Raw genomic sequence first — 26,531 nt, forward strand, 5'->3', positions numbered from 1 at the left:
GACGTGCTCGTTTACTGCTCGGCCGTCGGGCCAGGATGCCGCGGCAAGGTGACGCTGATGCGGGTACCGCATTCGCGTTCCGGGTCTGCCGGGCTGTCTATGGTGATTTGCCCATAATGCTCTTCCACGATCGAATAGACCAGCGCGAGGCCCAGGCCGGTTCCCTTGCCCGGGTCCTTGGTGGTGAAGAACGGCTCGAACAGGCGGTCGATGATCGATTTGGGTATGCCACTGCCTTCGTCCTCGACGATCAGGTCGATGGTTTGCTCCGAGGCTTCGGTGCGCACGCGGATCGCGCCGTTGGGCGGGGAGGCGTCGCGGGCGTTGGACAGCAGGTTGATCAGTACCTGAGCCAGGCGCTGGGAATCGCCCTCGACCCAGTGCTCCGGATCGCACAGGTTGAAGAACTGCACGTCGACGCTGCGCTTGTTCAGCGACAGCAGGGCGATGGCTTCATGGGCGACGTCCGCCAGGCATACCGGTTCGGCCGCGACCTGCTTGCCGCCGGCGTGGGCGAAACTCATCAGCGACTGCACGATGCGCGAAACGCGCTTGGTCTGCTCGAGAATCTGCCCGCTGATTTCGGTCAGCTCACCATCGCCTTCGCGTTCTTCCCGCAGGTTCTGCGCCAGGCAGGCGATGCCGGTGATGGGGTTGCCGATTTCGTGGGCAACGCCGGCGGCGAGGCGGCCGATGGAGGCCAGGCGCTCGGAGTGGATCAGTTTGTCTTCCAGCGACTGGGTTTCGGTGAGGTCTTCGACCAGTAATACCAGGCCGCTGTTACCGGGGGCGAGGGGTTCCTCGATCGCCGCCTTGTGCAGGTTCAGCCAGCGGGTCTGGCCCTCGATGGACAGGCGCTGCTTGTGCAGGTGCTCGTCGGGCGCGTCGATGAAGCCTTCCAGCAGGCCGCGCCAGGGATCGGGCAGGGCGGCCAGACGCGAGCCGACCACGCGTTGTGCACTGACTCCGGTGAGTTCCTCGATGGCGCGGTTCCACATGAGGATTTCCTGGTCCTTGGCCAGCGAGCACACGCCCATCGGCAGGTCCTGCAGGGTCTGGCGGTGGTAGCGGCGCAAGGTGTCGAGCTCGGCGGCCAGGCCGGTGAGCCGGGAGTGGTAATCCTCCAGGCGGCTCTCGATGAAGTGGATGTCTTCGGTGACGTAGCTTTCGCTGTTGGCCTTGTAGGGCAGGAAGGTTTCCACCATGTCCTGCGCCACGCTCGGGCCCATCAGGCCGGAGAGGTTCGCCTCGATGCGGTCGCGCAGGCGGCGCAGGGCGTAGGGGCGGCGTTCGTCGAAGGGCAGGTGCAGGTCGCGCAGGGCCTGTTCCACTTCGCGCTGGGCGGTCTTCGCGCCCAGTGGCTTGGCAAGCTGGCTGGCGAATTCCTGAGGGGAAACGGCGATCAGCTCGCGGCGTTGCGGGCGGCGCACGTTATCCACAGCGCAGGCTTCGGCGGCGCCCTTCTCCTCATCGCTGGCTTCGGTGAACAGCGAGACCAGGGTGAACACCAGCACGTTGGCTGCCAGCGAGGCGAGTGCCGCCAGGTGCCAGGTGGTGTCGTCGAGCACATAGAGCGAATTGAACAGCGGCAGGTAGATGCTCTGCATGTTCGCGACCAGCGGGATGAGCATGGTCGCGCCCCACACCAGCATGCCTGCCACCAGGCCGGCGATGAAGCCGCGGCGGTTGGCGGTCGGCCAATAGAGCACGGCCAGTGCGCCGGGGAGGAACTGCAGGGTGGCGACGAAGGAGACGATGCCCAGGTTCGACAGGTCCTGCTCGGCGCCCAGCAGCAGGTAGAAGGCATAGCCGGCCATGATGATCGCGGCGATCAGTGCGCGGCGGGTCCACTTCAGCCAGCGGTAGATGTTGCCTTCTGCAGGTGGCTGGTAGAGCGGTAGCACCAGGTGGTTGAGGACCATGCCCGAGAGCGCCAGGGTCATCACGATGATCAGGCCGCTGGCGGCGGAAATTCCGCCGACGAAGGCGGTCAGCGCCAGGGCCGGGCTGTCCACCGAGATGCCCAGGCCGAGGGTGAAGTATTCCGGATTGGTCGACGCTCCCAGGTGCAGGCCGGCCCAGAGGATCGGCGGCACCGCCAGGCTCATCGGCAGCAGGAACAGCGGCAGGCCCCAGCTGGCGCTGAGCAGCGAGCGCGGGTTGAGGTTCTCGGTGAAGGTCATGTGGAACATGTGCGGCATCACGATGGCCGCGGCGAAGAACACCAGCAGCAGCGTGCGCCACGGCCCTTCGGCGAGCGGCGTGTGCAGGGTGCTCAGGGCTTCCTGGTTCTGCAGCAGCCAGACCTCCAGGCCATCCGGACCACCGAATACCCCGTAGAGGGCGAACAGGCCGATGGAGCACAACGCTACCAGCTTCACCAGTGACTCGAAGGCGATCGCCATCACCAGCCCTTCGTGACGCTCGCGGGTGGCGATGTGGCGCGCGCCGAAGAGGATGGCAAACAGTGTGATCAGTGCGCAGAACGCCAGCGCCGCGCGGTTGGGCTCGGATTCGCGGGTGAGGATGCTGATCGAGTCGGTCACTGCCTGGATCTGCAGTGCCAGCATCGGCAGTACGCCGATCAGCATGAACAGTGTGGTCAGCGCGCCGGCCCAGGTGCTGCGGAAGCGGAAGGCGAACAGGTCGGCCAGCGACGACAACTGGTAGGCCCGCGTGATGCGCAGGATCGGATAGAGCAGCACCGGGGCAAGCAGGAAGGCGCCGGAGACGCCCAGGTAGATCGCCAGGAAGCCGTAGCCGTACTGGTAGGCCAGCCCGACCGTGCCATAGAAGGCCCAGGCGCTGGCATACACGCCCAGCGACAGGGTGTAGATCAGCGGATGGCGCACCAGCCGGCGCGGAATGAAGCCGCGCTCGGTGATCCAGGCGACACCGAAAAGGACCATCAGGTAGGCGGCGCTGATCAGGATCAGCTGGGTGAGGCTAAAGCTCGTCAGCATCGCGCTGGCTCTGCAGGATGAAGGTGACGACGATCAGGATCAGCCACAGCAGATACGGGCGGTACCAGGCGCCGTGGGGATCGATCCACCAGTCCATGATGGCCGGTGAGAACAGGTAGATGCCCACGACCAGGAGCAACACCAGTCGGTAGATGTACATGTCGTCTCTCTCTTGGTTCGGCGGGCAGGCTACCTGTGCGCACAGTTGCCGGCAAGCCGGCCGCCGGCCTTGTCTGGCACCGAGCGGTCGCAAGCCATGCAGGAGCGAGCTTGCTCGCGAATCCGAATCCCGCTGCGGGGCTTGTTCGCGAGCAAGCTCGCTCCTACAAAAAACAGTTCGTGCAGGTGCCCTGTACGACCAGTCTAGAGCTGTGCGTCTTCCAGCGTCAGGCAGTGGGGGATGGCGCTGGTGTCCCAATGGCCGATGCCCCAGGCGAGCACTTCGCCCGGCGAAGCATGCAGCAGCTCGGCGGGCGGCTTCTGCCCCAGCGCTTTCAGCGCGCGCACCAGCAGGGGGGCGGCCTGGTCGGCGGCGAGCGGCGGCGAGCGGTAGGTCTTGCCGAGCTTGTGGCCATCCGGCTGGATGATCAGCGGCACGTGCAGGTAGCGCGGGGCGGCAATGCCCAGCAACTCCTGCAGGTAGAGCTGGCGCGGCGTGTTGTCCAGCAGGTCGGCGCCGCGAACGATGTCGGTAACACCTTGCCAGGCATCGTCCAGTACCACTGCCAGCTGATAGGCGAACAGCCCGTCGCGGCGGCGGATGATGAAATCGCCCACCTCGCGTCCCAGGTGCTGGTGGAACTCGCCCTGCAGGCGATCGATGAAGCGATAGTCCAGTTCCGGCACGCGGATGCGGATGGCGACGTCGTCGTGCCAGTCATGCTGGGCGTCGCGACAGGTGCCGGGGTAGATGCCGTGCGTGCCTTCGAGTTGCTTGCGCGAGCAAGTGCAGGCGTAGGCCAGGCCGCTGCGCAACCATTGTTCGACCTGATGGGCGTAGGCGTCGCCCCGCTCGCTCTGGCGCTCTACCGGGCCGTCCCATTCGAAGCCATAGCGCTCAAGGGTTTCCAGGATGGCTGCCTGGGCGCCGGGCATTTCGCGCGGTGGGTCGAGGTCCTCCATGCGCACCAGCCACTTTCCCCCCACCGAACGTGCATCCAGGTAGGAGGCGACGGCGGCGACCAGCGAACCGAAGTGCAGGTAGCCACTGGGGGTGGGGGCGAAGCGTCCGATGTACGGGGTGGCAGGCATGGCGGCTCTTGAAAGTGCAGGCTGAACAGCGGCTCTCTAATAAACGGCGGAAACTAAACGGGGCGCCGCAGCGCCCCGTTCGGGATCAACCAGGCTCAGGAGCCCAGTTGCTTTTCCTTGATTTCCGCCAGGGTCTTGCAATCGATGCACAGGGTGGCGGTGGGGCGGGCTTCCAGACGGCGGATGCCGATCTCGACGCCGCAGGAATCGCACCAGCCGTAATCGTTGTCTTCGATCAGTTGCAGGGTCTCGTCGATCTTCTTGATCAGCTTGCGCTCACGGTCACGGGCGCGCAGCTCGAGGCTGAACTCTTCTTCCTGGCTGGCACGGTCGGCCGGGTCCGGGAAGTTTGCCGCTTCGTCCTGCATGTGGTGCACGGTGCGGTCCACTTCTTCCATCAGCTCAACTTTCCATTTGTTGAGGATGGAGGTGAAGTGCGCGCGCATGCGATCACTCATGTACTCCTCGCCCTTGGTTTCCTGGTAGGGCTCGAAGCCACGAATCAGTTGGCTGCTCTGTTGTTTTGCTTTGGTGGGCATGGATGACCGCCTCTCACTCTCGCTAATCCTCTCGCGGATGGTCCCTCTCCGGCACCGCCGGCCCCGCGCTCGCAGCGGGCGAACTTACCAGAACGATAACGGGGACGCTACTCCCGGTTGTCGAGCCTGACAGTGCCCGCACATGGTCTGATCGCCAGGTTGCCGACCCGCTGGTCACGTCAAGCGGGCTTTTCTGCAAACCTGGGCAGGATCGCAGGTAATTTCCAGACGAAGCCTGCATTTTCCGGGGGCAGCGCTTTGGCAGCGCTGCTGCCCCAGTATTCATCAGTGGCCTGTTAGAATCCCGGCTCTGTCGCAAAGTTCGGAATATTCCATGGCCACCACCTTCAGTGCGCGCAGCCGCGCCATCGAACCTTTCCACGTCATGGCGCTGCTGGCGCGGGCCAATGAGCTGCAGGCCGCGGGCCACGACGTCATCCACCTGGAGATCGGCGAGCCGGATTTCACCACCGCCGCGCCCATCGTCGAGGCCGGGCAGAAGGCCCTGGCAAATGGTCACACGCGCTATACCGCCGCACGTGGCCTGCCGGCGCTGCGCGAAGCCATCGCCGGCTTCTACGCCCAGCGCTACGGCCTGTCGATCGACCCGCAGCGCATTCTCGTCACGCCCGGCGGCTCCGGCGCCTTGTTGCTCGCCAGCAGCCTGCTGGTGGATCCAGGCAAGCACTGGTTGCTGGCCGATCCGGGTTACCCGTGCAATCGCCACTTCCTGCGCCTGGTGGAAGGCGCCGCACAACTGGTGCCGGTGGGACCGGAGAGCCGCTATCAGCTGACCCCGGAGCTCGTCGAACGGCACTGGGATCAGGACAGTGTAGGCGCTCTGGCCGCATCGCCGGCGAATCCTACGGGCACCCTGTTGCACAAGGATGAACTCGCTGCGCTGTCTTCCACGCTCAAGGCGCGTGGCGGCCACCTGGTGGTGGACGAGATCTACCATGGCCTGACCTACGGCATCGACGCGTCCAGCGTGCTGGAAGTGGATGACGACGCCTTCGTCCTCAACAGTTTCTCCAAATATTTCGGCATGACCGGCTGGCGCCTCGGCTGGCTGGTCGCGCCGCAAGACGCGGTGGGAGAGTTGGAGAAACTGGCGCAGAACCTCTACATCAGCGCGCCGAGCATGGCCCAGCATGCCGCGCTGGCCTGCTTCGAGCCGGCGACCCTGGCGATCCTCGAGGAGCGTCGCGAGGAGTTCCGCCGGCGCCGCGACTACCTGCTGCCTGCCCTGCGCGAACTGGGCTTCGGCATTGCCGTGGAGCCGGAGGGCGCCTTCTATCTGTATGCCGATATCAGCGCTTTCGGTGGCGATGCCTTCGCCTTCTGCCAGCACTTCATCGAGACCGAACACGTGGCCTTCACCCCTGGCGTCGACTTCGGCCGATACCAGGCGTCGCACCATGTGCGTTTCGCCTACACGCAGAGTGTCGAGCGTCTGCAACAGGCGGTGGAGCGTATTGCCCGCGGCCTGAAGACCTGGCGTCCCTGATGCGCTTCGAGCCAGCGCTGGAAGAGGCGCGCCTGATCAAACGCTACAAGCGCTTCCTGGCGGATATCGAGACCGCCAGCGGCGAGCGGCTCACCATCCACTGCCCGAACACCGGGTCGATGCTCAACTGCATGAGCGAAGGCTGCCGTGTCTGGTTCAGCCGCTCCGATGACCCCAAGCGCAAGCTGCCGGGCACCTGGGAGCTGGTGGAGACTCCGCAGGGCCGGCTGGCCTGCGTGAACACCGGGCGGGCCAACCGGCTGGTGGAGGAGGCTTTGCTGACCGGCAAGGTGACCGAGTTGGCCGACTTCGATGAACTGCGCCGCGAGGTTGCCTACGGGCAGGAGAACAGCCGCGCGGACTTCCGCCTGATGGTTGCCGGCAAACCTGTGTTCGTGGAGGTGAAGAGCGTGACCCTGGGCTTCGCCGACACCCCGGTCGCGGCCTTCCCCGATGCCGTCACCCTGCGTGGCGCCAAGCACCTGCGCGAGCTGGCGGCGCTGGCGCGCCAGGGGATGCGCGCGGTGTTGCTGTATGCGGTGAACCTGTCGGAGATCGAAGCGGTGCGCCCGGCGAAGGAGATCGATCCGGCCTATGCGGCGGCGCTGGTAGAAGCGCGCAATGCGGGAGTGGAGGTGCTGGCGTATGGGGCGCGGATCGATACCCGGGAGATTGTTCTGGACCGGCCGCTGCAGGTGTTGCTCTAGTTGCTCGGCTGCTGCTCTGGTGTTGGGCTGTTCGCGAGCAAGCTCGCTCCTACAAGGAGCGGCACGGTGCAGGGCGGTCCCCTCTATCGCTTGCGGGCGAGGGCCGGGGTGAGGTGTTCTTGATCCTGTAGGAGCGAGCTTGCTCGCGAACCTGCGCAGTACCGCTTCTACCCCTGAGCCTCGTCGACTTGCTCTTCCAGCCAGATGCCGCGCTCGTCTTCATGGCATGGCAACGCCTCCAGCACATCGCCCAGGCACGGACCCTGGATGCACTCGCCGGTCTCGATCAGGAACAGCGCGCCATGATGGCCGCATTGCAGCAGGCGGCCGCTGGTATCGAGAAAATTCTCGGCGTCGTAGCCCAAGGGAATTTCCCGGTGTGGGCAGCGGTTGCGGTAGGCGTACACGCGGCCTTCGCGGCGCACGGCGAAGAGGTTCAGGCCTTGGGTCTTGAAGCCCCGGCTCTGGCCTTCGGCCAGGTCATGCGGGGCGCAGAGCAGGATCATTCGACACGGTCTCCATCAGGGCGGCCATTATCCGCGCGTCGATGGCAGGACCGGAAGAGGGTGCACTTCCGTGTGCTGAAGCCGGTGCTCGCCGGGTGCCCCGGCGAAATCGGCGCCGACCTTAAGCGCCTCTGTACATTAATGCAAATAATTATCAAATAGATTTCCTAAATTTCCTGTGGCAAGGTTCGTTCATGCTGCCTGACTTGTGGCAAGCGCCCCCACGAATGAGGATTTCTGCAATGACGACCCTGACTGCGCCGGCCTCCGAGCTGTATCGCGCCTGGCAAGCCCTGCGCGCCGAGAAACCGCGCCTGCGCGCCCGTGATGCGGCGCAACATCTGAAGGTGAGCGAGGCCAAGCTGACGGCCAGCCGCCTGGGGGTGGACGCGGTGCGCCTGCGCACCGACTGGGCCGCGCTGCTGCCGGCGCTGGGAGCGCTGGGCCAGATCATGGCGCTGACCCGCAACGAGCACTGTGTGCACGAGCGCAAGGGGCCGTACCGCGACGTTACCGTATCCGCCAATGGCCAGATGGGCCTGGTGGTGTCCCCGGACATCGACCTGCGGCTGTTCCTTGGAGGCTGGGCCAGCGCCTTCGCCATCAGCGAGGAGACAGCCCACGGCACCCAGCGCAGCATCCAGGTGTTCGACCGCCAGGGCACCGCCGTGCACAAGGTCTTCCTTACCGAGCATAGCGATCTCGCCGCCTGGGAAGCGCTGGTGCACAGCTTCACTGCTGCCGAGCAGCGCGCCGATCTGCAGCTGGTGGCGCTCGAGCCCAAGGCCGCTGCGCTGGCCGACAGCGACGTCGACGTTGCAGCCTTGCGTGAGGGCTGGGCGGCCCTGAAGGACACCCACCATTTCTTTGCCTTGCTGAAGAGGCACAAGGTCCAGCGTACCCAGGCGCTGCGCCTGGCCGGCCGCGAGTGGGCCGAACCGCTGGCCACCGCCGAATTGCCGCGCCTGCTGGAGGCGGCCGGGGCCCAGCAGTTGCCGATCATGATCTTCGTCGGCAATGTCCACTGCATCCAGATCCACACCGGCACCGTGGAAAACCTCAAGTGGATGGACGACTGGTTCAACGTCCTCGACGCGCAATTCAACCTGCACCTGAAGACGCCGGGCGTGGTCGAGCTGTGGCGCGTGCGCAAGCCCAGCAGCGATGGTGTGGTGACCAGCTGGGAAGCCTTCGACGCCAATGGCGAGCTGGTGCTGCAGCTATTCGGCACGCGCAAGCCAGGCGTTCCGGAGTTGCAGGGCTGGCGCGAACTTGCCGAATCCTTCCCGGCACGCTGAGGAGCAACTCATGAAAACTTCCATGACTGCACGGGCGCTGTTCGCCGGTCTCTGCCTGACTGCCACCAGCGTGCTGGCCGACGCGTTGCCGCAGCGCTGGGTGAGCGCCGGCGGTTCGCTGAGCGAATGGGTCGTCGCGCTGGGCGGCGAAGCCAGGCTGGTGGGCGTCGACACCACCAGTCTGCACCCGGCCTCGCTCCAGGCACTGCCGAAGATCGGCTATCAGCGGCAGCTCGCCGCCGAAGGCATCCTCGCGCTGAAACCGGACATCCTGCTGGGCAGCGAGGAAATGGGCCCGCCGCCGGTCCTGCAGCAACTGCGCGCCGCCGGCGTACGGATCGAGGCGCTGTCGGCCACGGCCGACGAGAAGGCTGTGCACGAGACCATTCAGCGTCTGGGTGAGCTGCTCGGTGCGCCAGACAAGGCCAGACAGGCCGCGGCGGCTTTCGATGCACGCCTCGCCGCGCAGGACGCGTGGTTGAAGAAAGCCCAGTCCACGCAGGCAGCGCCCGGTGTCGTGCTGCTGGTCGGGCACGCCGGCGGCAACCTGCTGGTAGCCGGCCAGGGTACTTCCGGGGACTGGCTGATCCAGCATGCCGGTGGCCGCAACCTGGCGACCCACAAGGGTTACAAAACGCTGTCGACCGAAGCCCTTACCGCGCTGAATCCGCAGGTGGTGGTGCTCAGCGACCGCGCCCTGGAGGGTGACCAGGCTCGCGCCGCACTGACCCAGCAGAACCCCGGCCTTGCCGCGACCAGCGCGCTGCGTGACGGCCGTGTACTGGTGCTCGATCCGACCCTGCTGGTCGGTGGCCTGGGGCCGCGCATCCCGGATGGGCTGGCTAGCCTCTCTCGAGCCTTTTATCCTTCCGCGCAGGCCCTGAACACGGAAAGTCGTCCTTGACCCGGATCGTTACCGCTCGACCGCTGTTCCTGCTCCTTGGTTTCCTCCTGCTGCTGGTCGTCTGGCTCTCACTGGCCCTCGGGCCGGTGAGCCTGCCACTGGGCGATACCCTGCGTGCACTGGCGCACATGCTTGGGCTGCCGGTGTCCGCTGATGGGCTCGGCCAGGCCGAACTGATCGTCGGGCAGATTCGCCTGCCACGCACCTTGCTGGGCATCGCCACTGGCGGCGTGCTGGCGCTGGCCGGGGTAGCGATGCAGGGTTTGTTCCGCAACCCGCTGGCCGACCCCGGCCTGATCGGAGTCTCCAGCGGAGCCGCGCTGGGGGCGGCCATCGCCATTGTCTTCGGCGCATCCATTGGTGGCTTGCCCGAGGCTTTCGCGCCTTATCTGCTGTCGGCGTGCGCGTTTGCCGGTGGCCTGCTGGTGACAGCGCTGGTCTACCGCCTGGGTCGCCACAATGGCCAGACCAGCGTGGCGACCATGCTGCTCGCCGGCATTGCACTGACGGCGTTGGCGGGCGCGCTGATCGGGCTGTTCACCTACCTTGCCGACGACGCCACGCTGCGCACGTTGACCTTCTGGAACCTCGGCAGTCTGAATGGCGCGAGCTACCCGCGACTCTGGCCGCTGCTACTGATCAGCCTGCTGGTGGCCTGCTGGCTGCCGCGTCGAGTGAATGCATTGAATGCGTTGCTGCTGGGCGAGTCGGAAGCACGCCACCTGGGCTTTGACGTCGAGCGCTTGAAAATCGAATTGATCCTCTGCACCGCGCTGGGCGTCGGTGCGGCGGTGGCGGCGGCCGGGATGATCGGCTTCATCGGTCTGGTGGTGCCGCATCTGCTGCGTCTGCTTGTCGGCCCGGATCACCGCGTGCTGCTGCCGGCCTCGATGTTCGGCGGCGCAATCCTGCTGCTGCTCGCCGATCTGGTCGCGCGCCTGGCCCTGGCGCCCGCGGAGCTGCCTATCGGTATCGTCACCGCGCTGATCGGTGCGCCGTTCTTTCTCTACCTGCTGATCCGGGGGCGCTCCTGATGCTTTGCGCAGACAAGTTGCTGGTCAAGCGCGGCGCCCAGACCGTTCTGCAGGATGTCAGCGTGACGCTGCAACCGGGCGAAGTGCTCGGGGTGCTCGGGCCCAACGGCGCGGGCAAGAGCACCTTGCTCGGTGCCATGAGCGGCGAATTGCCCCTGGCCGGCGGTGCAGTGAGCCTGGACGGCCGCCCGCTGGACGCCTGGCGTGGCACCGAGCGGGCGCGCCGACTGGCTGTGCTGGCGCAATCATCCTCGCTGAGCTTTGCATTTACGGTCGAGGCGGTGGTGGGGTTCGGGCGTTTACCTCACGACAGTGGCCGCCAGCGCGATGCGGAAATCATCCGCGAAGCGATGATCGCCGCCGACGCCTCGCACCTGGCCGGGCGCAGTTACCTAGCGCTCTCCGGTGGTGAACGTCAGCGGGTGCATCTGGCCCGCGTGCTGGCACAGCTCTGGCCCGGCGGGACGGAGCAGGTGCTGCTGCTGGACGAGCCGACATCGGCGCTCGACCCGCTGCACCAGCACACCACGCTGCAGGCCGTGCGCGAGTTCGCGGGGCGTGGCGCGGCGGTGCTGGTGATCCTGCACGACTTGAATCTCGCGGCGCGATACTGTGATCGCCTGTTGCTGCTGCACGAGGCGCGCGCGCACCTGCTCGGTACACCCCATGAGGTATTGCAGGCGGAGCCGCTGCGCACGGTATTCGGGCTTGATGTGCTGGTGCAGGAACATCCGGAGCGTGGTCATCCGTTGATCATCGCGCGCTGACAAGGAGTTGCCATGAAGAAGGTTCTGCTCGTTTCGCTGCTGGCGCTGGTGGCGGCTTGCCAGAGCCAGCCGGCCACGCCGCCACTGCCGGCCTGGCAGAGCCCGGAGGGCCGCGACAACGCCGAACTGGGCGTGATTCGCGACCTGCACAGCGGCGAACAGCTGTCACCGGCGCAACTGCTCGATCGACTTGCCAGCGCACCGCGGGTGCTGGTGGGCGAGCAGCATGACAATCCCGATCATCACGCCCTGGAGCTCTGGCTGGTGCGCGCCCTGGCCGAGCGCCGGGCGAGCGGCAGCGTGCTGTTGGAGATGATCAATCCGAACCAGCAGGAAGCCGTTGCCGCCGCTCAGGCTGCGGCACGTAACGGACGCATGCCCACCGACCTGATCAGTGCGCTGCAGTGGCAGCCCGGCTGGAGCTGGTCGCAGTACGGCCCGCTGCTGACCTGGCTGATCAAGCAACCGGCGCCGTTGTTGGCGGCCAACCTGGATCGCAGCGAGATCATGGATATCTACCGGCACAAGCCGGAGCTGCCGGGAGCGGCTTCCACCGCATCGACGGTTCGCGAAGCCCTGCTGGAGGATATCCGTGCATCCCACTGCGGCCTGCTGCCGGAAAGCCAACTACCGGCAATGCTGGCGGTGCAGCAGCAGCGTGACCGGCGCATGGCCGAGCGCTTCAAGGCGGCAGCGCAGCCAGCCGTGATGATCGCTGGCGGCTTCCACGCGCGACGTGATTTGGGCGTTCCGTTGCACCTGCAGGATTTGAGCGCAGAGCAAGGGTTGCAAGTGGTGATGCTGGCCGAGGTGGGCAAGCGTGTAGCGCCGGAGCAGGCGGATTACGCCTGGTACACGCCTGCACAGCCGCCGACGGATTACTGCGCACAGATGCGTGGGAAGATGTAAGTACAGACGGGGCCGATGAGGCCCCGTTTTTCATCCAGGCTGCGAGCCGCAACAGAAATCCCAGGCAAAAAAAGACCCGGCAAAGTGCCGGGTCTAAAACCGTGATTAGCCTGATGAGGAGATAATCTGAAGAGTCCGACTGCGTGGTCTCTCGAGCTTATCCAACTGGCCTCGCAGCCAGTGGTTGTAATAATAACCATTATCATTTGAGAGTCAACACCTTTTCTTCGCCTGAACCCAAAAAACTTGGGCCGCGTGAATGCACTGTGCGAAGAAAAAATCGAGGCAAAAAAAAGACCCGGCAAAGTGCCGGGTCGAAACCGTGATTAGCCTGATGAGGAGATAATCTGAAGAGTCCGACTGCGTGGTCTCTTGAGGTTATCGATCTGGCCTCGCGACCAGATGACTCAATAATAATCATTATCATTTGAGAGTCAACCTCTTTTCTGCAGATTTTTCCCTCGTCCGCAATATTTATCCTGCGCAAATGAAAAGCCCGGCGCGGGCCGGGCTTTTCAGGGGATGGAGCGCCTTATTCGGCCTGGCGTTGCAGGCGCAGTTGGGTGACTTCCTTGTTCAGCAGGTCGATGCGCCGCGCCATGCCTTCGATCAGGCTGTGGGCGATGCGCGGGTTGCTCTGCATCAGGCTGAGGAACTGGTCCTTCGGAATCACCATCACGGTGCACGGCTCGCTGGCGATCACCGAGGCGCTGCGCTTCTCGCGGGTGAACACGGCCATGGCGCCGAAGATTTCATCCTTCTGCACGTCGCCGACCTTCTGACCGTCGACGAAGGCCTCGGCGTGGCCCTCGATGATGATGAACACGTGCTCGGCGTCATCGCCCTGCTGGATCAGTTGAGCGCCGGCGGCGAAGTGCTGGAAGCCGGTGGCTGGACGAATCTCCGGCTGCTTGAGGTGTGCCAGGGCATCCGACAGCAGCGCGGTGTGGCCGATCAGGTAGTGCAGGAACTGCTCCTGGCGCTGCTCGTTGCTGTGGATGTGGCGGAACACTTCGCTGCGCGAATACGGGATCAGGCACAGCGGCTCCTCGCTGACGTAGCGGCAGGGCGGCAGCTCGATACCCTGGCGCAGGCCGACCAGGTCGCCTTCCTGCAGGTAGAACAGCGGACGCTCATCCACCAGCGCATGGACCAGGCCGTTCTCGATGAGGAACAGATGCTTGCCGGGCAGCTCGCCTTCCAGGTCGTCGGACCGTTCCAGGCGGATGGCTTCGCCGGCGGGTTCCAGGCCGGCGAGCAATTGCGCCGGAATGCCCTGCAGGCGATTGATCAGTCGATCGGCGTAGGCAGGTTGTTCACCGAGTAGGTACATGGCCGTAATATCCTTGATATGGCGACGGTCGAGGGCGCACGAAGGGCCCTGAAACCATAAGCGGACAGGCACCTTGCGTAAACATTTTCCCACAGAGCTTGTGAGCTAGCTCTTGTTACGTGCGGGAAATGTCTCAAGCTCGCCGAGAAGGGCTGCCTTGTGCGCAGGTGGAAGGTCGTTCCAGTGCACATCCAGCAGGGCGCCCTCGATGGCGTAAAGGAGCACCTTGGAGGCGCGGAAGCCCCGGGCACGCACGGCCCGGTAAGCGCCGACCGCGCCCAGGCGGCGCAGGTCGCCGGCGTTGTGGATGCCCACGGCATGGAGCCACTGGGCCGAGGTCTTGCCGAGGTTCTTCAGGTGCAGCAGTTCGTCGTTCATCGTCTGTCCTTGCGATGGGCACGATGGGTGTCAGGTCTTGAAAAGGCCGAGAACTGCTCGTAGCGGCCGGACACACCCTGGAAAGTGTAGCGGTGGATGAGAAAAGCGTGGCGTTGTGACATCGCCCTGAAAGCGGGGCAGGGCGATGTGGCTCAGGCAGGGCGCGCCGTGTGGCGCTACCCACCCGCCGGAATCACCGCGCGGCGGCGATTCCGCCCGACAAACGGTGGATCAGAGGCCTGGCAGACGCTGGCGGATGCTGGCGACCAGTGCGTCGAGGCTGGCGGCGTCCGGAGTGTCAACGCGCTTGCTGTGCTGCTGCTCTTCGGCGTTGAGCTCTTCGCGATTGGCCAGTTGTGCCTGGACGACTTCCAGAGTGGCGTCGGAGGGGTCGTTGCCTTCGCTCTGGCGCTGGGCCAGCCAGCCGGCGATCACCGCTTCGGGCGCGTGGCAGTCGAGGATCAGGAAGGGTACGCCGGTTTCCTCGGCGATTTCCCACGCGGCAGCGCGCTGCTCGCGCTTGAGGAAGGTGGCATCGAGCACCACCGGATAGCCGGCGCGGAGGATGTCCACCGCCAGTTCGTTCAAGCGCTGGTAAGTGGCGCTGGTAGCATCGGTGTCATAGATGCCGCCCTTGAGCTGGCCTTGTTGCGCCGCCTGCTGCTCGCCGAACAGGCGCTTGCGCTCTACGTCCGAGCGCAGGCGCACGGCGCCCAGGGCTTCTACCAGGCGCAGCGCAACCTGGCTCTTGCCGACGGCAGAAACGCCGACGGTCAGCGCCAGGAAGCGTGACGGAATCGCACTGTAGCTTTCCGCCAGGTTGGCGTAGTTGCGGTATTGGCGCAGGGTCGCGGCCTTCTGCACGGCGTCGGTCTGGTGTGCCAGGCTGAACAGCGCAATCTTGGCGCGAACCAGGGCGCGGTATGCCTTGTAGAAGTTCAGCAGGGCCAGGGACTGGTAGTCGCCAGTGTATTCCAGGTACTGGCTGACGAAACGTCGCGACAGGCACTTCAGTCCGCGGTCTTCCAGGTCCATGGCGAGGAAGGCGTAGTCGGCGGTGACGTCGGTGAAGCGGAACGGCTCGTTGAACTCGATGCAGTCGAAGAGCACGACCTTGCCATCGATGATCGCAGCGTTACCCAGGTGAATGTCGCCATGGCATTCACGGATGAAACCCTTCGCCTTGCGCTGTTCGAACACGTCGTGGAGGCGTTCGAAACTCGACTCAGCCCAGGCTTCCAGGGCATCGAGCTGGAGCAGGTCGGCCTTGTCGGACAGCATCGGGCGGATCTGCTCGAAGTTCTGCCGCACAGGCGCCATGCAGGCGTCCGGGGTGCCCAGCGGGTGTTCGGTGGGGACGACCGGGGTGCGCAGGTGGAAGTCGGCGATCTGTCCGGCCAGGCCGTCCACGTGATCTGCACCAAGCTCCCCGCGGGCCTGCACTTCGCTGAGCAGTTGGTGCTGCGGGAACTCGCGGCACTGGATCATGTACTCGATGGCCGGGCCTTCGCCGTCAAGCTGTGGAGCGGCTTCACTGCCGGTGATGGCGATCACGTCAAGGTACAGGCCTTCGGTCAGGCGCTGGTTCAGGCGCAGCTCCTCTTCACAGAAGTGCTTGCGCTTGGCCAGGTCGGTGAAGTCGAGGAAACCGAAGTTCACCGGCTTCTTGATCTTGTAGACATAGGAGCCAGTGAGCAGCACCCAGGAAATATGGGTTTCGATGACCCGGAAGCCGTCGACCGGATGAGGGAACAGGGCGGGGTTCTGCAGGGCTGCGAGTAAGGTCTGGCTCACGTAATGTCCTTTCCGATCGAATTTTCTAAAGGCTGGCATTATGGCGACTGGGTCGGCAGGTGCAAACTCTGCGGCTGGCCGGCAACCAAATGGCCATCGCGGGGTCATAGCTCCGCTACTGCCGACTTCGCGAGATGCGCGGCAGTTCGCATCAAGCCCGGACGCCCGCTGGAGCGGCGTCTGTCTCCTGTGGACAAAGTACGTATAATGCGCCGCCATGACGCGTCCCCGATCTTCCAAACCTCGTAAAAAAAGCGGCAAATCGTCGCCTGCCATGCGCAAATGGCTGGGCTGGGCTCTCAAGCTTGGTCTGGTCGGTGTCGTGGTGCTGGCCGGTTTTGCCGTGTACCTCGATGCGGTTGTCCAGGAGAAATTCTCCGGCAAGCGCTGGACCATTCCCGCCAAGGTTTATGCCCGGCCACTGGAACTCTTCGTCGGCCTGAAACTGGGCAAGGACGACTTCCTGCGCGAGCTGGATGCCCTGGGCTATCGCCGTGAGACCTCGGTCGCGGGGCCTGGCGCCGTGTCGGTGGCCGGCAACGCCGTCGACCTCAATACCCGTGGCTTCCAGTTCTATGAAGGTGCCGAGCCGGCGCAGCGCATTCGTGTGCGCTTTTCCGGCAACTATGTGGCGGGCCTGAGCCGCACCAACGGCGGGGATCTTGCTGTCGCGCGCATGGAGCCGCTGCTGATTGGCGGCCTGTACCCGGCGCATAACGAAGACCGCATCCTGATCAAGCTCGACCAGGTGCCGCCGTACCTGATCGATACCCTGGTCGCCGTGGAAGACCGTGATTTCTGGAGTCACCACGGGGTTTCGATCAAGTCCATCGCCCGTGCCGTGTGGGTCAACGCCAGCGCAGGCCAGTTGCGTCAGGGCGGCAGTACGCTGACCCAGCAGTTGGTGAAGAACTTCTTCCTGACCAACGAGCGCAGCCTGTCGCGCAAACTTACCGAAGCCATGATGGCGGTGCTGCTGGAACTGCATTACGACAAGCGCGAAATCCTCGAGGGCTATCTCAACGAGGTGTTCCTCGGCCAGGATGGACAGCGCTCGGTGAATGGCTTCGGTCTCGCCAGCCAGTACTTCTTCAGCCAGCCGCTGTCGGAGCTCAAGTTGCCGCAGGTGGCTCTGCTGGTCGGCATGGTGAAAGGGCCTTCCTATTACAACCCGCGGCGCAATCCGGAGCGTGCTCTCGAGCGTCGCAACGTGGTGCTCGATGTACTCGCCGAGCAGGGCGTGATTACCCCCGAAGAGGCTGCCGCCGCCAAGCAGGCACCGTTGGGTGTGACCCGTCAGGGCAGTATGGCCAACAGCTCCTATCCGGCCTTCCTCGACCTGGTGAAACGCCAGCTCCGCGAGGACTACCGCGACGAGGACCTGACCGAAGAAGGCCTGCGCATCTTCACCAGCTTCGACCCCATCCTGCAGATGAAGGCCGAGTCCGCTGTCAGCGAAACCTTCAAGCGTCTCGAAGGCCGCAAGGGCGTTGCCGAGACCGAGACCGCCATGGTCGTGACGAACCCGGAAACCGGGGAGATTCAGGCCCTGCTGGGCAGTCGCGATCCGCGCTTTGCCGGCTTCAACCGTGCAGTCGATGCGGTGCGGCCGATCGGTTCGCTGGTCAAGCCGGCGGTCTATCTGACCGCACTGGAGCGTCCGAGCCAGTACACGCTGACCAGTTACATCCAGGACCAGCCGTTCCAGGTGAAGGGCAAGGATGGCCAGGTGTGGACGCCGAAGAACTACGAAGGCACCGCCAACGGCACCATCTTCCTTTATCAGGGGCTGGCCCGATCGCTGAACCTTTCCACCGCCAGGCTGGGCCTTGACCTGGGTGTGCCGAATGTTCTGAAGACGCTGGAGCGCCTGGGCGTGTCGCCAAACTGGCCGGCCTATCCGTCCATGTTGCTGGGCGCTGGCGCGCTGAGCCCGATGCAAGTGGCAACCATGTACCAGACCATCGCCAGTGGTGGCTTCAACACCCCGCTGCGGAGCATCCGCAGTGTGCTGGCGGCAGATGGTCAGCCGCTCAAGCGCTATCCGTTCCAGGTCGAGCAGCGTTTCGATCCGGGCGCCATCTACCTGCTGCAGAGCGCCATGCAGCGCGTGATGCGCGAGGGTACCGGGCGCTCGGTCTACAACCAGTTGCCGGCGTCCCTGACCCTGGCGGGCAAGACTGGCACCACCAACGATTCGCGCGACAGCTGGTTCTCCGGTTTCGGCCAGGACCTGCTGGCAGTGGTATGGATCGGTCGTGACGACAACGGCAAGACGCCGCTGACCGGCGCGACCGGCGCACTGCAGATCTGGACCAGTTTCATGCGCAAGGCCGACCCGCTGCCACTGGACATGCCGATGCCGGATAATGTCGTGCAGGCCTGGGTCGACCCGCATACCGGGCAGGGCACTGATGCCAACTGCCCCGGTGCAGTGCAGATGCCTTATATTCGCGGAAGCGAACCTGCGCCGGGCGCGGGTTGCGGAAACCAGGCCCCGGCCGGCGAAGTCATGGACTGGGTGCGTGGCTGGTTGAACTGATGCAAGAGGATTGGAAGTGAGAAAAGCTTGGTTTGCAGCGTCGGCGACTCTGGCGCTTCTGTCCGGTTGTGCGTCCCCGCAGCATGGCGCGATTCCCGTGCAGGACTCCGGTACCTCCGTCTCCAACTCGGAGCGTGTCGGCCGTAGTGGTGGCAACACCCAGGCGCCGGTTCGTGCCGGCGCGGGCCAGAGCATCCCGCAGGGTGACTCCGGCGTTACCGTGATGGTCCCGCAGGATGCGGGTATGGCACCGATCCAGACCTTCCCGGCGCAGACTGGCGCCGCGCCGATCAGCACCTCGCCGATGACCACGGCCCCGGGTGCCGCTGGCGCTCCCTATTCTTCGCAGCAACCGATTTCCACCAGTGGTGGCATCAATTCCAACGGTGGTTTCCAGTCGCAGACCTACCAGCAGCCGGTGTACCAGAACCAGCCGGCCGCACCGGCGAGCCAGGGCAATGCCTACCAGGGGCCGTCCGGGATTCCGTCGAGCAACTCCGGCCTTTCGGCAGACGAACAGCTGGATGGCCCGGTGCTGGCGCTGCTGACCTCCGCCTCGCAGCAGCAGGGCGGTGGTGACCTGAACGGTGCCGCTGCCAGCCTGGAGCGTGCCCAGCGTATCGCTCCGCGCGAACCGCAAGTGCTCTACAAGCTGGCGCAGGTTCGTCTGGCTCAGGGGGATGCCGCGCAAGCCGAGCAGGTGGCGTTGCGTGGCCTGTCGCTGGCCAACGGTCGGCCGACCATGCAGGCCAGTCTGTGGGATCTGATCGCCAAGTGCCGTGACCAGCAGGGCAATGCTGCCGGGGCAGCCGAGGCGCGTCAGAAAGCCAAGGTGACCCTGTAATGGACGCGCGCGTGCTGGCGGTCGCGGATCAGTTGCTACTGATCGAGCGGGAGCTGCGTACGATCGGATTGTGGGGAAGCGAAAGCCCGTCGACGGACAGGCTTTCCAGCATCGAGCCCTTCTGCGTCGATACGTTGGCGCTGGAGGAGTGGCTGCAGTGGATATTCCTGCCGCGGATGAAACTGATCATCGAGAGCGGCGCGGAACTGCCCAATGCTTCGGGCATCCGCGCCATCGCGGAAATGGCCTACGCCAACGAGGGGGCGCGCGTTGCGGCGCTGCTGGATGCGCTTGGCGCCTTCGATCAGTTGATCAGCCCGACGCCCTGAGCCGGGCGTCAGTTGCAGTTCTCGCGGATATCCTTCTCGCTCTTGGCGATCCGCGCCTGGCGCTCTTCTTCAGTGAGACGACGCAGTTCGCCGCTGCCATCGTCAACGCGGATGCGCGGGTTGTTCTTCATCTGCGCCAGATCGACGCGCAGTTGCTCGCACTGCTTCACGCGCTGAGCTTCCTGCTGCGCCACTTCCTGCTTGACCTTGTCGTCAACGGCCTTCTGCTTCTCATCCTCGCTGGGCGGCAGCGTCGGCTTGGCCGCGGCCGGCGGCGGGAAGTTGCTGCTGGCCTTGGGAGGCGCGGTGTTGGTATTCACGGTGGCGGCATTGGTGCCTTCCGGCGGTTGCGCGCCGAAGTGGGTGGTGCCCTGGGCGTCGACCCATTTGTAGACCTGCGCGGCCATCACGGTCGGGGCCAGTGCGAGCAGCAGGCTGCCCATGAAAATCGTCCGTCGCATGCTTTGTCGATCCTTGGGATACGGAGTCTGTCGGTAACTATAACCAAATCGTGCGCTTATTCACTCTGAGAAAGTTCACATCCCCGCTTCATTCAAAGCCATATATGGCTTGACTTGACCGCTTCGTTTCAGAAGAATCCAAGGTTCGCTGCAGTGGGCCGGCCGCAAGCTGGTTTTACTCGGCAGACAAGAGGTGCTACCCGCGCCGCAAAGTTTCACCCTGTTTCGCGTTACCTCGCGCTGGGTGGAGGCTCTCCGTAACACAAACAGGAGCGTCTCCAGGTTCTGCTCAATCGGCAGTCGACGTAGCCGGCGATTACATTCGCCCATGTCTGCCGGGCAGCCATCCAAGTCGGTCCCCCACGTTGGGGGTTTCCGTATATAGCGTTCTAGAGGTGACAACGTGGAACTTTTATCCGGCGCTGAAATGGTCGTCCGCTCCCTGCGTGACGAAGGCGTTAAGTACATCTACGGGTACCCGGGCGGTGCCCTCCTGCATATCTACGACGCTCTCTTCAAAGAGAACGAAGTAACCCATATCCTGGTTCGCCACGAGCAGGCCGCCACTCACATGGCCGATGGCTATGCGCGCGCCACCGGTAAGCCCGGCGTGGTGCTGGTGACCTCCGGTCCCGGTGCGACCAATGCCATCACCGGCATCGCCACTGCCTACATGGACTCCATCCCGATGGTGGTGATCTCCGGCCAGGTAGCGAGCAACATGGTCGGTACCGACGCGTTCCAGGAAACCGACATGGTCGGTATCTCCCGCCCGATCGTGAAGCACAGCTTCATCATCAAGCACCCGTCGGAAATTCCGGAGGTCATCAAGAAGGCCTTCTATATCGCCCAGTCCGGCCGTCCCGGTCCGGTGGTGATCGATATTCCGAAGGACATGGGCGATCCGACCCAGAAGTTCGAATACAACTACCCGAAGAAGGTCAAGCTGCGCTCCTACAGCCCGGCGGTCCGTGGCCACTCCGGCCAGATCCGCAAGGCCGCCGAGATGATGCTGGCCGCCAAGCGGCCGATCATCTACGCCGGTGGTGGCGTGATCATGGGCAATGCCGCCGAGCCGCTGACTGAAGTCGCGCGCATGCTCAACGTGCCGGTCACCAACACGCTGATGGGGCTGGGTGGCTATCCGGGTACCGATCGCCAGTTCGTCGGCATGCTCGGTATGCACGGCAGCTACACCGCGAACCTCGCGATGCACCACGCTGACGTGATCTTTGCCGTCGGCGCGCGCTTCGACGACCGCGTGATCAACGGCGAGACCGCAGCCAAGTTCTGCCCGAACGCCAAGATCATCCACGTCGACATCGACCCGGCCTCGATCTCCAAGACCGTTAAAGCCGACATCCCGATCGTTGGCCCGGTGGATAGCGTCCTGACTGAAATGGTCGCGATCCTCAAGGAAATCGGCGAGACCCCGAACAAGGAAGCCCAGGCTGCCTGGTGGAAGCAGATCGAAGAGTGGCGCGGCAACCGCGGCCTGTTCCCGTACAACATGGGCGACGGCAGCATCATCAAGCCGCAGACCGTGATCGAGACCCTCTGCGAAGTCACCAACGGTGATGCCTTCGTCGCTTCCGACGTAGGCCAGCACCAGATGTTCGCGGCGCAGTACTACCGCTTCAACAAGCCCAATCGCTGGATCAACTCCGGTGGCCTCGGCACCATGGGCTTCGGCTTCCCGGCCGCCATGGGTGTGAAGCTGAACTTCCCCGACGCCGACGTCGCCTGTGTGACCGGTGAAGGCAGCATCCAGATGAACATTCAGGAGCTGTCCACCTGCCTGCAGTACGACCTGCCGGTGAAGATCGTCAACCTGAACAACGGTGCGCTGGGCATGGTCCGTCAATGGCAGGACATGCAGTACAACAGCCGCTACTCGCACTCCTACATGGAATCGCTGCCGGACTTCGTCAAGCTGGCTGAAGCGTATGGCCACGTCGGCATGCGCATCACCGACCTGAAGGACCTGAAGCCGATGATGGAAGAAGCCTTCGCGATGAAGAATCGCCTGGTCTTCCTCGACATCCAGGTCGATACCAGCGAGCACGTCTACCCGATGCAGATCCGTGGTGGTGCGATGCGCGACATGTGGCTGAGCAAGACGGAGCGTACCTGATCATGCGACACATCATTTCCCTGCTGCTGGAAAACGAACCCGGCGCGCTCTCCCGCGTTGTCGGCCTGTTCTCCCAGCGCAACTACAACATCGAAAGCCTGACCGTCGCCCCGACCGAGGACCCGACGCTGTCGCGCCTGACCCTGACCACCGCCGGTCAGGATGAGGTCATCGAGCAGATCACCAAGAACCTCAACAAGCTCATCGAGGTAGTAAAACTGGTGAACCTCTCGGAGAGCGCGCACATCGAGCGCGAGCTGATGCTGGTGAAAGTGAAGGCCACCGGCGCCCAGCGCGCCGAGGTCAAGCGCACCACCGACATCTTCCGCGGACAGATCGTCGACGTGACCAGCAGCGTCTATACCGTGCAACTGGCCGGTACCAGCGACAAGCTGGACAGCTTCATCCAGGCCATCGGCACCGCGTCGATCCTCGAAGTTGTCCGCAGCGGCGTCACCGGCATTGCCCGTGGCGACAAGACTCTCAGCATCTGATTTGAAATACGGCCCACGAGGCCAACTGACAGGGGATTACCCAAATGCGCGTTTTCTACGATAAAGACTGTGACCTCTCCATCGTTCAGGGCAAGAAAGTTGCCATCATCGGTTACGGCTCCCAGGGCCATGCCCACGCCTGCAACCTGAAAGACTCCGGCGTCGACGTCACCGTCGGCCTGCGTGCGGGTTCTTCCTCCGTTGCCAAGGCTCAGAACCACGGCCTGAAAGTCGCCGAAGTAGCCGAAGCCGTTGCTGCCGCCGACCTGGTCATGATCCTGACCCCGGACGAGTTCCAGGGCCGCCTGTACAAGGACGAGATCGAGCCGAACCTGAAAAAAGGCGCCACCCTGGCCTTCGCTCACGGCTTCTCCATCCATTACAACCAGGTCGTACCGCGTGCTGACCTCGACGTGATCATGATCGCGCCGAAGGCCCCGGGCCACACCGTACGCTCCGAGTTCGTGAAAGGCGGCGGCATCCCTGACCTGATCGCGATCTACCAGGACGCTTCGGGCAATGCCAAGAACGTCGCCCTGTCCTACGCCTGCGGCGTTGGCGGCGGCCGTACCGGCATCATCGAAACCACCTTCAAGGACGAAACCGAAACCGACCTGTTCGGCGAGCAGGCCGTTCTCTGCGGCGGTTGCGTCGAGCTGGTGAAAGCCGGTTTCGAAACCCTGGTCGAAGCCGGTTACGCGCCGGAAATGGCCTACTTCGAGTGCCTGCACGAACTGAAGCTGATCGTTGACCTCATGTACGAAGGCGGCATCGCCAACATGAACTACTCGATCTCGAACAACGCCGAATACGGCGAGTACGTGACCGGCCCGGAAGTCATCAACGCCGAATCCCGTCAGGCCATGCGCAACGCTCTGAAGCGCATCCAGGACGGCGAGTACGCCAAGATGTTCATCTCCGAAGGCGCCACCAACTACCCGTCGATGACCGCCAAGCGCCGCAACAACGCCGCTCACGGCATCGAAGTCATCGGCGAGCAACTGCGCGCCATGATGCCGTGGATCGCTGCCAACAAGATTGTCGACAAGACCAAGAACTAAGGTCCTTTCGACAAACGAGGAAACGCGGCGCTTGCCGCGTTTTTTCGTTTAGGGGCGGTGATCTGGTATAAAGCGGGGGCGCCGGGTGAGTCTGCGCAGTAGCGTACCCCGGCGAATCTCAGCCTCAACGAGTTCTCAAGGAATCGTCCATGAGTGAAGGTCACGAGGAGCCCAACAAGGCTTCCGACACCGAAGAAAGTCTGCTGCCCATCGATGAGCACATCGAAGAGGGCCACGACGCCGAAGGTCGCAAGGTTCGTCATCGCGGCATCTACCTGCTGCCCAACCTGTTCACCACCGCGGCACTGTTCACCGGCCTGTACGCCATCATCAATGCCATGAACGGCGATTTCTCCAACGCCGCCATCGCCATCTTCGTTGCCATGGTCCTCGACGGTCTCGACGGTCGTGTGGCCCGTCTGACCAATACCCAGAGTGCCTTCGGCGCCGAGTATGACTCGCTGTCCGACATGGTCGCCTTCGGTGTCGCTCCGGCGCTGGTTGCCTTCGAGTGGGCGCTGAGCAGCCTGGGCAAGGTCGGCTGGATGGTCGCCTTCATCTATGTGGCAGGCGCCGCTCTGCGTCTGGCGCGCTTCAATACCCAGGTGGGCAAGGCTGACAAGCGCTACTTCATCGGTCTGGCCAGCCCGGCTGCCGCGGCGCTGGTTGCCGGTACGGTGTGGGCATTTGCCGACTTCGATGTGCAGGGAGCCAAGGTTTCCCTGCTGGTGGCCCTGATGGTTGCAGCCGCAGGCATGTTGATGGTCAGTAACATCAAGTACTACAGCTTCAAGGATCTCGACCTGCGCGGCCGCGTGCCGTTCATGGCGATCCTGGTAGTGGTGCTGGCATTCGCCGTGGTCTTCACCGACCCGCCGCGCATCCTGCTCCTGCTGTTCCTTGCTTACGCCACCTCCGGCCCGGTGCAATACTTGTTGCAATTGCGCCGTCGCAAGCAGCCGCCTGCCGTGTAATTTCCAGCGGGCTCCGCAGTCTACTGGCGCATACAGCCAGTCGTTGCGGAGCCCGTCATGCTGATCAAGTCGTCCCGCCTTTCCGATTGCCACGAATCGGAAGTCACGCCCGAATCCCTCTATCTCTCCCGTCGTCACTTTCTCGGTGGTGCGATGGCGGCTGCCGCTTTGTCCGGATTGCCGCGTCTGAGTTTTGCCGAAGGTGGTCGCTATGCCGATGTGGCCGAAGCTGCGGCTCCTTCCTGGCTGGCGGAAAAACTCACCGCTACCCGCTGGGATGCGGTGATGGTGAAAGATGAGGCCATCACCCCGTTCAAGGATGCGACCACCTACAACAACTTCTACGAGTTCGGCCCGGACAAGGGGGATCCCGCCGCCAATTCCGGTTCCCTGAAGACTGAGCCCTGGTCTGTAGTGATCGATGGGGAGGTGGGCAAGCCCGGCAAGTACGCGCTCGAGGATTTCATCAAGCCTTACCAGTTGGAGGAGCGCATCTACCGATTGCGCTGTGTCGAGGCCTGGTCGATGGTGATTCCGTGGATCGGCTTTCCGATTTCCGAACTGATCAAGCGGGTGGAACCGACCAGCAAGGCGAAGTACGTACGCTTCGAGACGCTGGTGGATCGCAAGGACATGCCCGGTGTGCAGTCGAATTTTGCCCTGATCGACTGGCCCTATGTAGAGGGATTGCGCATGGATGAAGCCATGCATCCCCTGGCCATTCTTGCCGTGGGGATGTATGGCCGTGTGCTGGCCAACCAGAATGGTGCACCCCTGCGGCTGGTGGTGCCGTGGAAGTATGGCTTCAAGGGGGCGAAGTCCATTGTGCGGATCAGCTTTGTCGAGGAACAGCCAAAGACTACCTGGCAGAGCCTGGCAGCGGACGAGTACGGCTTCTATGCCAACGTCAATCCCACCGTGGACCATCCTCGCTGGAGTCAGGCGCGCGAGCGCCGCTTGCCTAGTGGACTATTCAGTCCCAATGTTCGTCCCACCCTCATGTTCAACGGTTATGCCGATGAAGTCGCTTCGCTGTATGCAGGTATGGACCTGAGGAAGGATTACTGATGCGCTATCCATTCTGGCGAGCCGGGGTGTTTCTGGCTGCTTTGGTGTTGCCGCTCTATTGGTTGTACCAGGCGTGGTTCTTCGATCTCGGACCCGACCCGGGCAAGGCTTTGGTCGACCGGCTTGGGCAGGGCGGTCTGATCCTGCTGCTCATAACCCTGGCCATGACTCCTCTGCAGAAGATCACCCGCTGGGGAGGCTGGGTACAGGTCCGCCGGCAGCTGGGTCTGTGGTGCTTCACCTATATAGGGCTGCACCTGAGTGCCTATGCCGTCTTCATCCTGGGGTTGGATTGGGCGCAGTTGGGCGTCGAACTGCGCAAGCGTCCCTATATCATCGTCGGGTTCGTTGCCTTTCTTGGCCTGTTCTCGCTGGCGATCACCTCCAACCGTTACAGCATGCGCAGGCTGGGCTCGGGCTGGAAGAAACTGCATCGCCTGATATATGTCATCCTCGGTCTGGGATTGCTGCATATGCTGTGGGTCGTGCGGTCCGATCTGGAGCGCTGGGCGATCTACGCCGCCATAGGCCTGGTCCTGATTCTGTTGCGGGTGCCTCCCGTGGCGCGTCGTCTGACGTCGCTGCGGAGCCGTCTGGCCGCTAGCTGAAGAATCTTTCAGAAATGTGTTGACGGTCATTTTTAAGTCCCTATAATGCGCACCACTCCCAGCGACGAAGCGCTGAAAGAACTTGAAAATCAAGTACTTACAGAGGTTCGAAGGTGAGAGTGGTGA

Annotated in this window: 25 protein-coding genes; 16 read left to right on the forward strand and 9 right to left on the reverse strand. The window is 63.8% G+C overall.

Annotated elements, in window-relative coordinates:
• Positions 1-11: 11 nt before the first annotated feature.
• The 4 genes from N5C91_RS15650 to dksA form a co-directional block, all read right to left on the reverse strand.
• Entirely contained in the window at positions 12-2,963 is a 2,952-nt protein-coding gene (locus tag N5C91_RS15650; RefSeq protein ID WP_236175860.1) for a sensor histidine kinase, read from the reverse strand.
• Positions 2,947-3,123 (reverse strand): hypothetical protein, encoded by a 177-nt coding sequence (locus N5C91_RS15655; RefSeq protein ID WP_015478907.1) that lies wholly within the window; start codon positions 3,121-3,123, stop codon positions 2,947-2,949. The genes N5C91_RS15650 and N5C91_RS15655 overlap by 17 nt, the downstream gene beginning before the upstream one ends.
• Before the next feature lie 203 nt (positions 3,124-3,326).
• Positions 3,327-4,214, reverse strand: a complete 888-nt coding sequence (gluQRS, locus tag N5C91_RS15660) for a tRNA glutamyl-Q(34) synthetase GluQRS (protein ID WP_279830361.1) — start codon at positions 4,212-4,214, stop codon at positions 3,327-3,329.
• A gap of 95 nt (positions 4,215-4,309) precedes the next feature.
• Positions 4,310-4,753: an RNA polymerase-binding protein DksA gene (gene dksA / locus N5C91_RS15665; RefSeq protein ID WP_015478905.1), complete on the reverse strand. Its 444-nt coding sequence runs from the start codon at positions 4,751-4,753 to the stop codon at positions 4,310-4,312.
• Between the two features lie 334 nt (positions 4,754-5,087).
• Between dksA and N5C91_RS15670 the strand changes: the two genes are divergently transcribed.
• Positions 5,088-6,260 carry a pyridoxal phosphate-dependent aminotransferase gene (locus tag N5C91_RS15670; RefSeq protein WP_236198884.1) on the forward strand — a complete coding sequence of 391 codons (1,173 nt, stop codon included), beginning with the start codon at positions 5,088-5,090 and terminating at the stop codon, positions 6,258-6,260.
• Positions 6,260-6,967, forward strand: a complete 708-nt coding sequence (sfsA, locus tag N5C91_RS15675) for a DNA/RNA nuclease SfsA (RefSeq protein WP_279830362.1) — start codon at positions 6,260-6,262, stop codon at positions 6,965-6,967. Before N5C91_RS15670 ends, sfsA begins: the two co-directional genes overlap by 1 nt.
• A gap of 167 nt (positions 6,968-7,134) precedes the next feature.
• On the opposite strand, the gene N5C91_RS15680 is transcribed toward sfsA, so the two are convergent.
• Positions 7,135-7,473: a Rieske 2Fe-2S domain-containing protein gene (locus N5C91_RS15680; RefSeq protein ID WP_279830363.1), complete on the reverse strand. Its 339-nt coding sequence runs from the start codon at positions 7,471-7,473 to the stop codon at positions 7,135-7,137.
• 233 nt (positions 7,474-7,706) lie between these two features.
• Here N5C91_RS15680 and N5C91_RS15685 point away from each other — a divergent pair, with 233 nt between their 5' ends.
• From N5C91_RS15685 to N5C91_RS15705, 5 genes are read left to right on the forward strand one after another with little or no spacing between them, the layout of a single operon-like run.
• Complete coding sequence (locus N5C91_RS15685; protein ID WP_279830386.1) at positions 7,707-8,771, forward strand: ChuX/HutX family heme-like substrate-binding protein; 1,065 nt, start codon at positions 7,707-7,709, stop codon at positions 8,769-8,771.
• A gap of 10 nt (positions 8,772-8,781) precedes the next feature.
• Positions 8,782-9,675, forward strand: a complete 894-nt coding sequence (locus N5C91_RS15690; RefSeq protein ID WP_279830364.1) for a helical backbone metal receptor — start codon at positions 8,782-8,784, stop codon at positions 9,673-9,675.
• A 50-nt stretch (positions 9,676-9,725) separates the two neighbouring features.
• Positions 9,726-10,709 (forward strand): iron ABC transporter permease, encoded by a 984-nt coding sequence (locus N5C91_RS15695; RefSeq protein ID WP_236199274.1) that lies wholly within the window; start codon positions 9,726-9,728, stop codon positions 10,707-10,709.
• On the forward strand, positions 10,709-11,476 hold the full coding sequence (locus N5C91_RS15700; RefSeq protein ID WP_236175854.1) for a heme ABC transporter ATP-binding protein: 768 nt from the start codon (positions 10,709-10,711) through the stop codon (positions 11,474-11,476). The genes N5C91_RS15695 and N5C91_RS15700 overlap by 1 nt, the downstream gene beginning before the upstream one ends.
• Positions 11,477-11,488: 12 nt before the next feature.
• Positions 11,489-12,385: a ChaN family lipoprotein gene (locus N5C91_RS15705; protein ID WP_279830366.1), complete on the forward strand. Its 897-nt coding sequence runs from the start codon at positions 11,489-11,491 to the stop codon at positions 12,383-12,385.
• A gap of 532 nt (positions 12,386-12,917) precedes the next feature.
• Here N5C91_RS15705 and N5C91_RS15710 read toward each other — a convergent pair.
• From N5C91_RS15710 to N5C91_RS15720, 3 genes are all read right to left on the reverse strand, one after another.
• A complete protein-coding gene (locus N5C91_RS15710; protein ID WP_236175852.1) occupies positions 12,918-13,718 on the reverse strand; it encodes a cyclic nucleotide-binding domain-containing protein in 801 nt (266 codons plus the stop codon).
• Between the two features lie 105 nt (positions 13,719-13,823).
• Positions 13,824-14,096 (reverse strand): TfoX/Sxy family protein, encoded by a 273-nt coding sequence (locus N5C91_RS15715; protein WP_024767178.1) that lies wholly within the window; start codon positions 14,094-14,096, stop codon positions 13,824-13,826.
• Positions 14,097-14,327: 231 nt separating this feature from the next.
• Entirely contained in the window at positions 14,328-15,890 is a 1,563-nt protein-coding gene (locus tag N5C91_RS15720) for a bifunctional aminoglycoside phosphotransferase/ATP-binding protein (protein WP_279830367.1), read from the reverse strand.
• 217 nt (positions 15,891-16,107) lie between these two features.
• Here N5C91_RS15720 and mrcB point away from each other — a divergent pair, with 217 nt between their 5' ends.
• From mrcB to N5C91_RS15735, 3 genes are read left to right on the forward strand one after another with little or no spacing between them, the layout of a single operon-like run.
• Entirely contained in the window at positions 16,108-18,432 is a 2,325-nt protein-coding gene (gene mrcB / locus N5C91_RS15725; RefSeq protein ID WP_279830368.1) for a penicillin-binding protein 1B, read from the forward strand.
• A gap of 16 nt (positions 18,433-18,448) precedes the next feature.
• Complete coding sequence (locus N5C91_RS15730; protein WP_236175849.1) at positions 18,449-19,276, forward strand: tetratricopeptide repeat protein; 828 nt, start codon at positions 18,449-18,451, stop codon at positions 19,274-19,276.
• Positions 19,276-19,605 (forward strand): YqcC family protein, encoded by a 330-nt coding sequence (locus N5C91_RS15735; protein ID WP_279830369.1) that lies wholly within the window; start codon positions 19,276-19,278, stop codon positions 19,603-19,605. Before N5C91_RS15730 ends, N5C91_RS15735 begins: the two co-directional genes overlap by 1 nt.
• Positions 19,606-19,613: 8 nt before the next feature.
• Here N5C91_RS15735 and N5C91_RS15740 read toward each other — a convergent pair whose 3' ends face one another.
• Positions 19,614-20,066, reverse strand: coding sequence for a DUF4124 domain-containing protein (locus N5C91_RS15740; protein ID WP_279830370.1), 453 nt, complete (start codon positions 20,064-20,066; stop codon positions 19,614-19,616).
• Positions 20,067-20,469: 403 nt separating this feature from the next.
• On the opposite strand from N5C91_RS15740, the gene N5C91_RS15745 reads away from it, so the two are divergent.
• The 6 genes from N5C91_RS15745 to msrQ all read left to right on the forward strand — a co-directional run bounded on the left by N5C91_RS15745 (position 20,470) and on the right by msrQ (position 26,405).
• A complete protein-coding gene (locus N5C91_RS15745; RefSeq protein ID WP_236198875.1) occupies positions 20,470-22,200 on the forward strand; it encodes an acetolactate synthase 3 large subunit in 1,731 nt (576 codons plus the stop codon).
• 2 nt (positions 22,201-22,202) lie between these two features.
• Positions 22,203-22,694 carry an acetolactate synthase small subunit gene (gene ilvN, locus N5C91_RS15750; RefSeq protein WP_017516326.1) on the forward strand — a complete coding sequence of 164 codons (492 nt, stop codon included), beginning with the start codon at positions 22,203-22,205 and terminating at the stop codon, positions 22,692-22,694.
• A gap of 44 nt (positions 22,695-22,738) precedes the next feature.
• The gene (ilvC, locus tag N5C91_RS15755; protein WP_017516327.1) at positions 22,739-23,755 is read left to right on the forward strand and encodes a ketol-acid reductoisomerase; all 1,017 of its coding nucleotides are present in this window, start codon (positions 22,739-22,741) and stop codon (positions 23,753-23,755) included.
• Positions 23,756-23,904: 149 nt separating this feature from the next.
• Positions 23,905-24,729 carry a CDP-diacylglycerol--serine O-phosphatidyltransferase gene (gene pssA / locus N5C91_RS15760; protein ID WP_017516328.1) on the forward strand — a complete coding sequence of 275 codons (825 nt, stop codon included), beginning with the start codon at positions 23,905-23,907 and terminating at the stop codon, positions 24,727-24,729.
• A 57-nt stretch (positions 24,730-24,786) separates the two neighbouring features.
• A complete protein-coding gene (gene msrP / locus N5C91_RS15765) occupies positions 24,787-25,797 on the forward strand; it encodes a protein-methionine-sulfoxide reductase catalytic subunit MsrP (protein WP_279830373.1) in 1,011 nt (336 codons plus the stop codon).
• Positions 25,797-26,405 carry a protein-methionine-sulfoxide reductase heme-binding subunit MsrQ gene (msrQ, locus tag N5C91_RS15770; protein ID WP_279830375.1) on the forward strand — a complete coding sequence of 203 codons (609 nt, stop codon included), beginning with the start codon at positions 25,797-25,799 and terminating at the stop codon, positions 26,403-26,405. Before msrP ends, msrQ begins: the two co-directional genes overlap by 1 nt.
• The last annotated feature ends 126 nt before the right edge of the window (positions 26,406-26,531 follow it).

The sequence above is a fragment of the Pseudomonas sp. GD03903 genome (genome assembly GCF_029840045.1).
In the GTDB taxonomy this organism is placed as follows: domain Bacteria; phylum Pseudomonadota; class Gammaproteobacteria; order Pseudomonadales; family Pseudomonadaceae; genus Pseudomonas; species Pseudomonas pseudonitroreducens.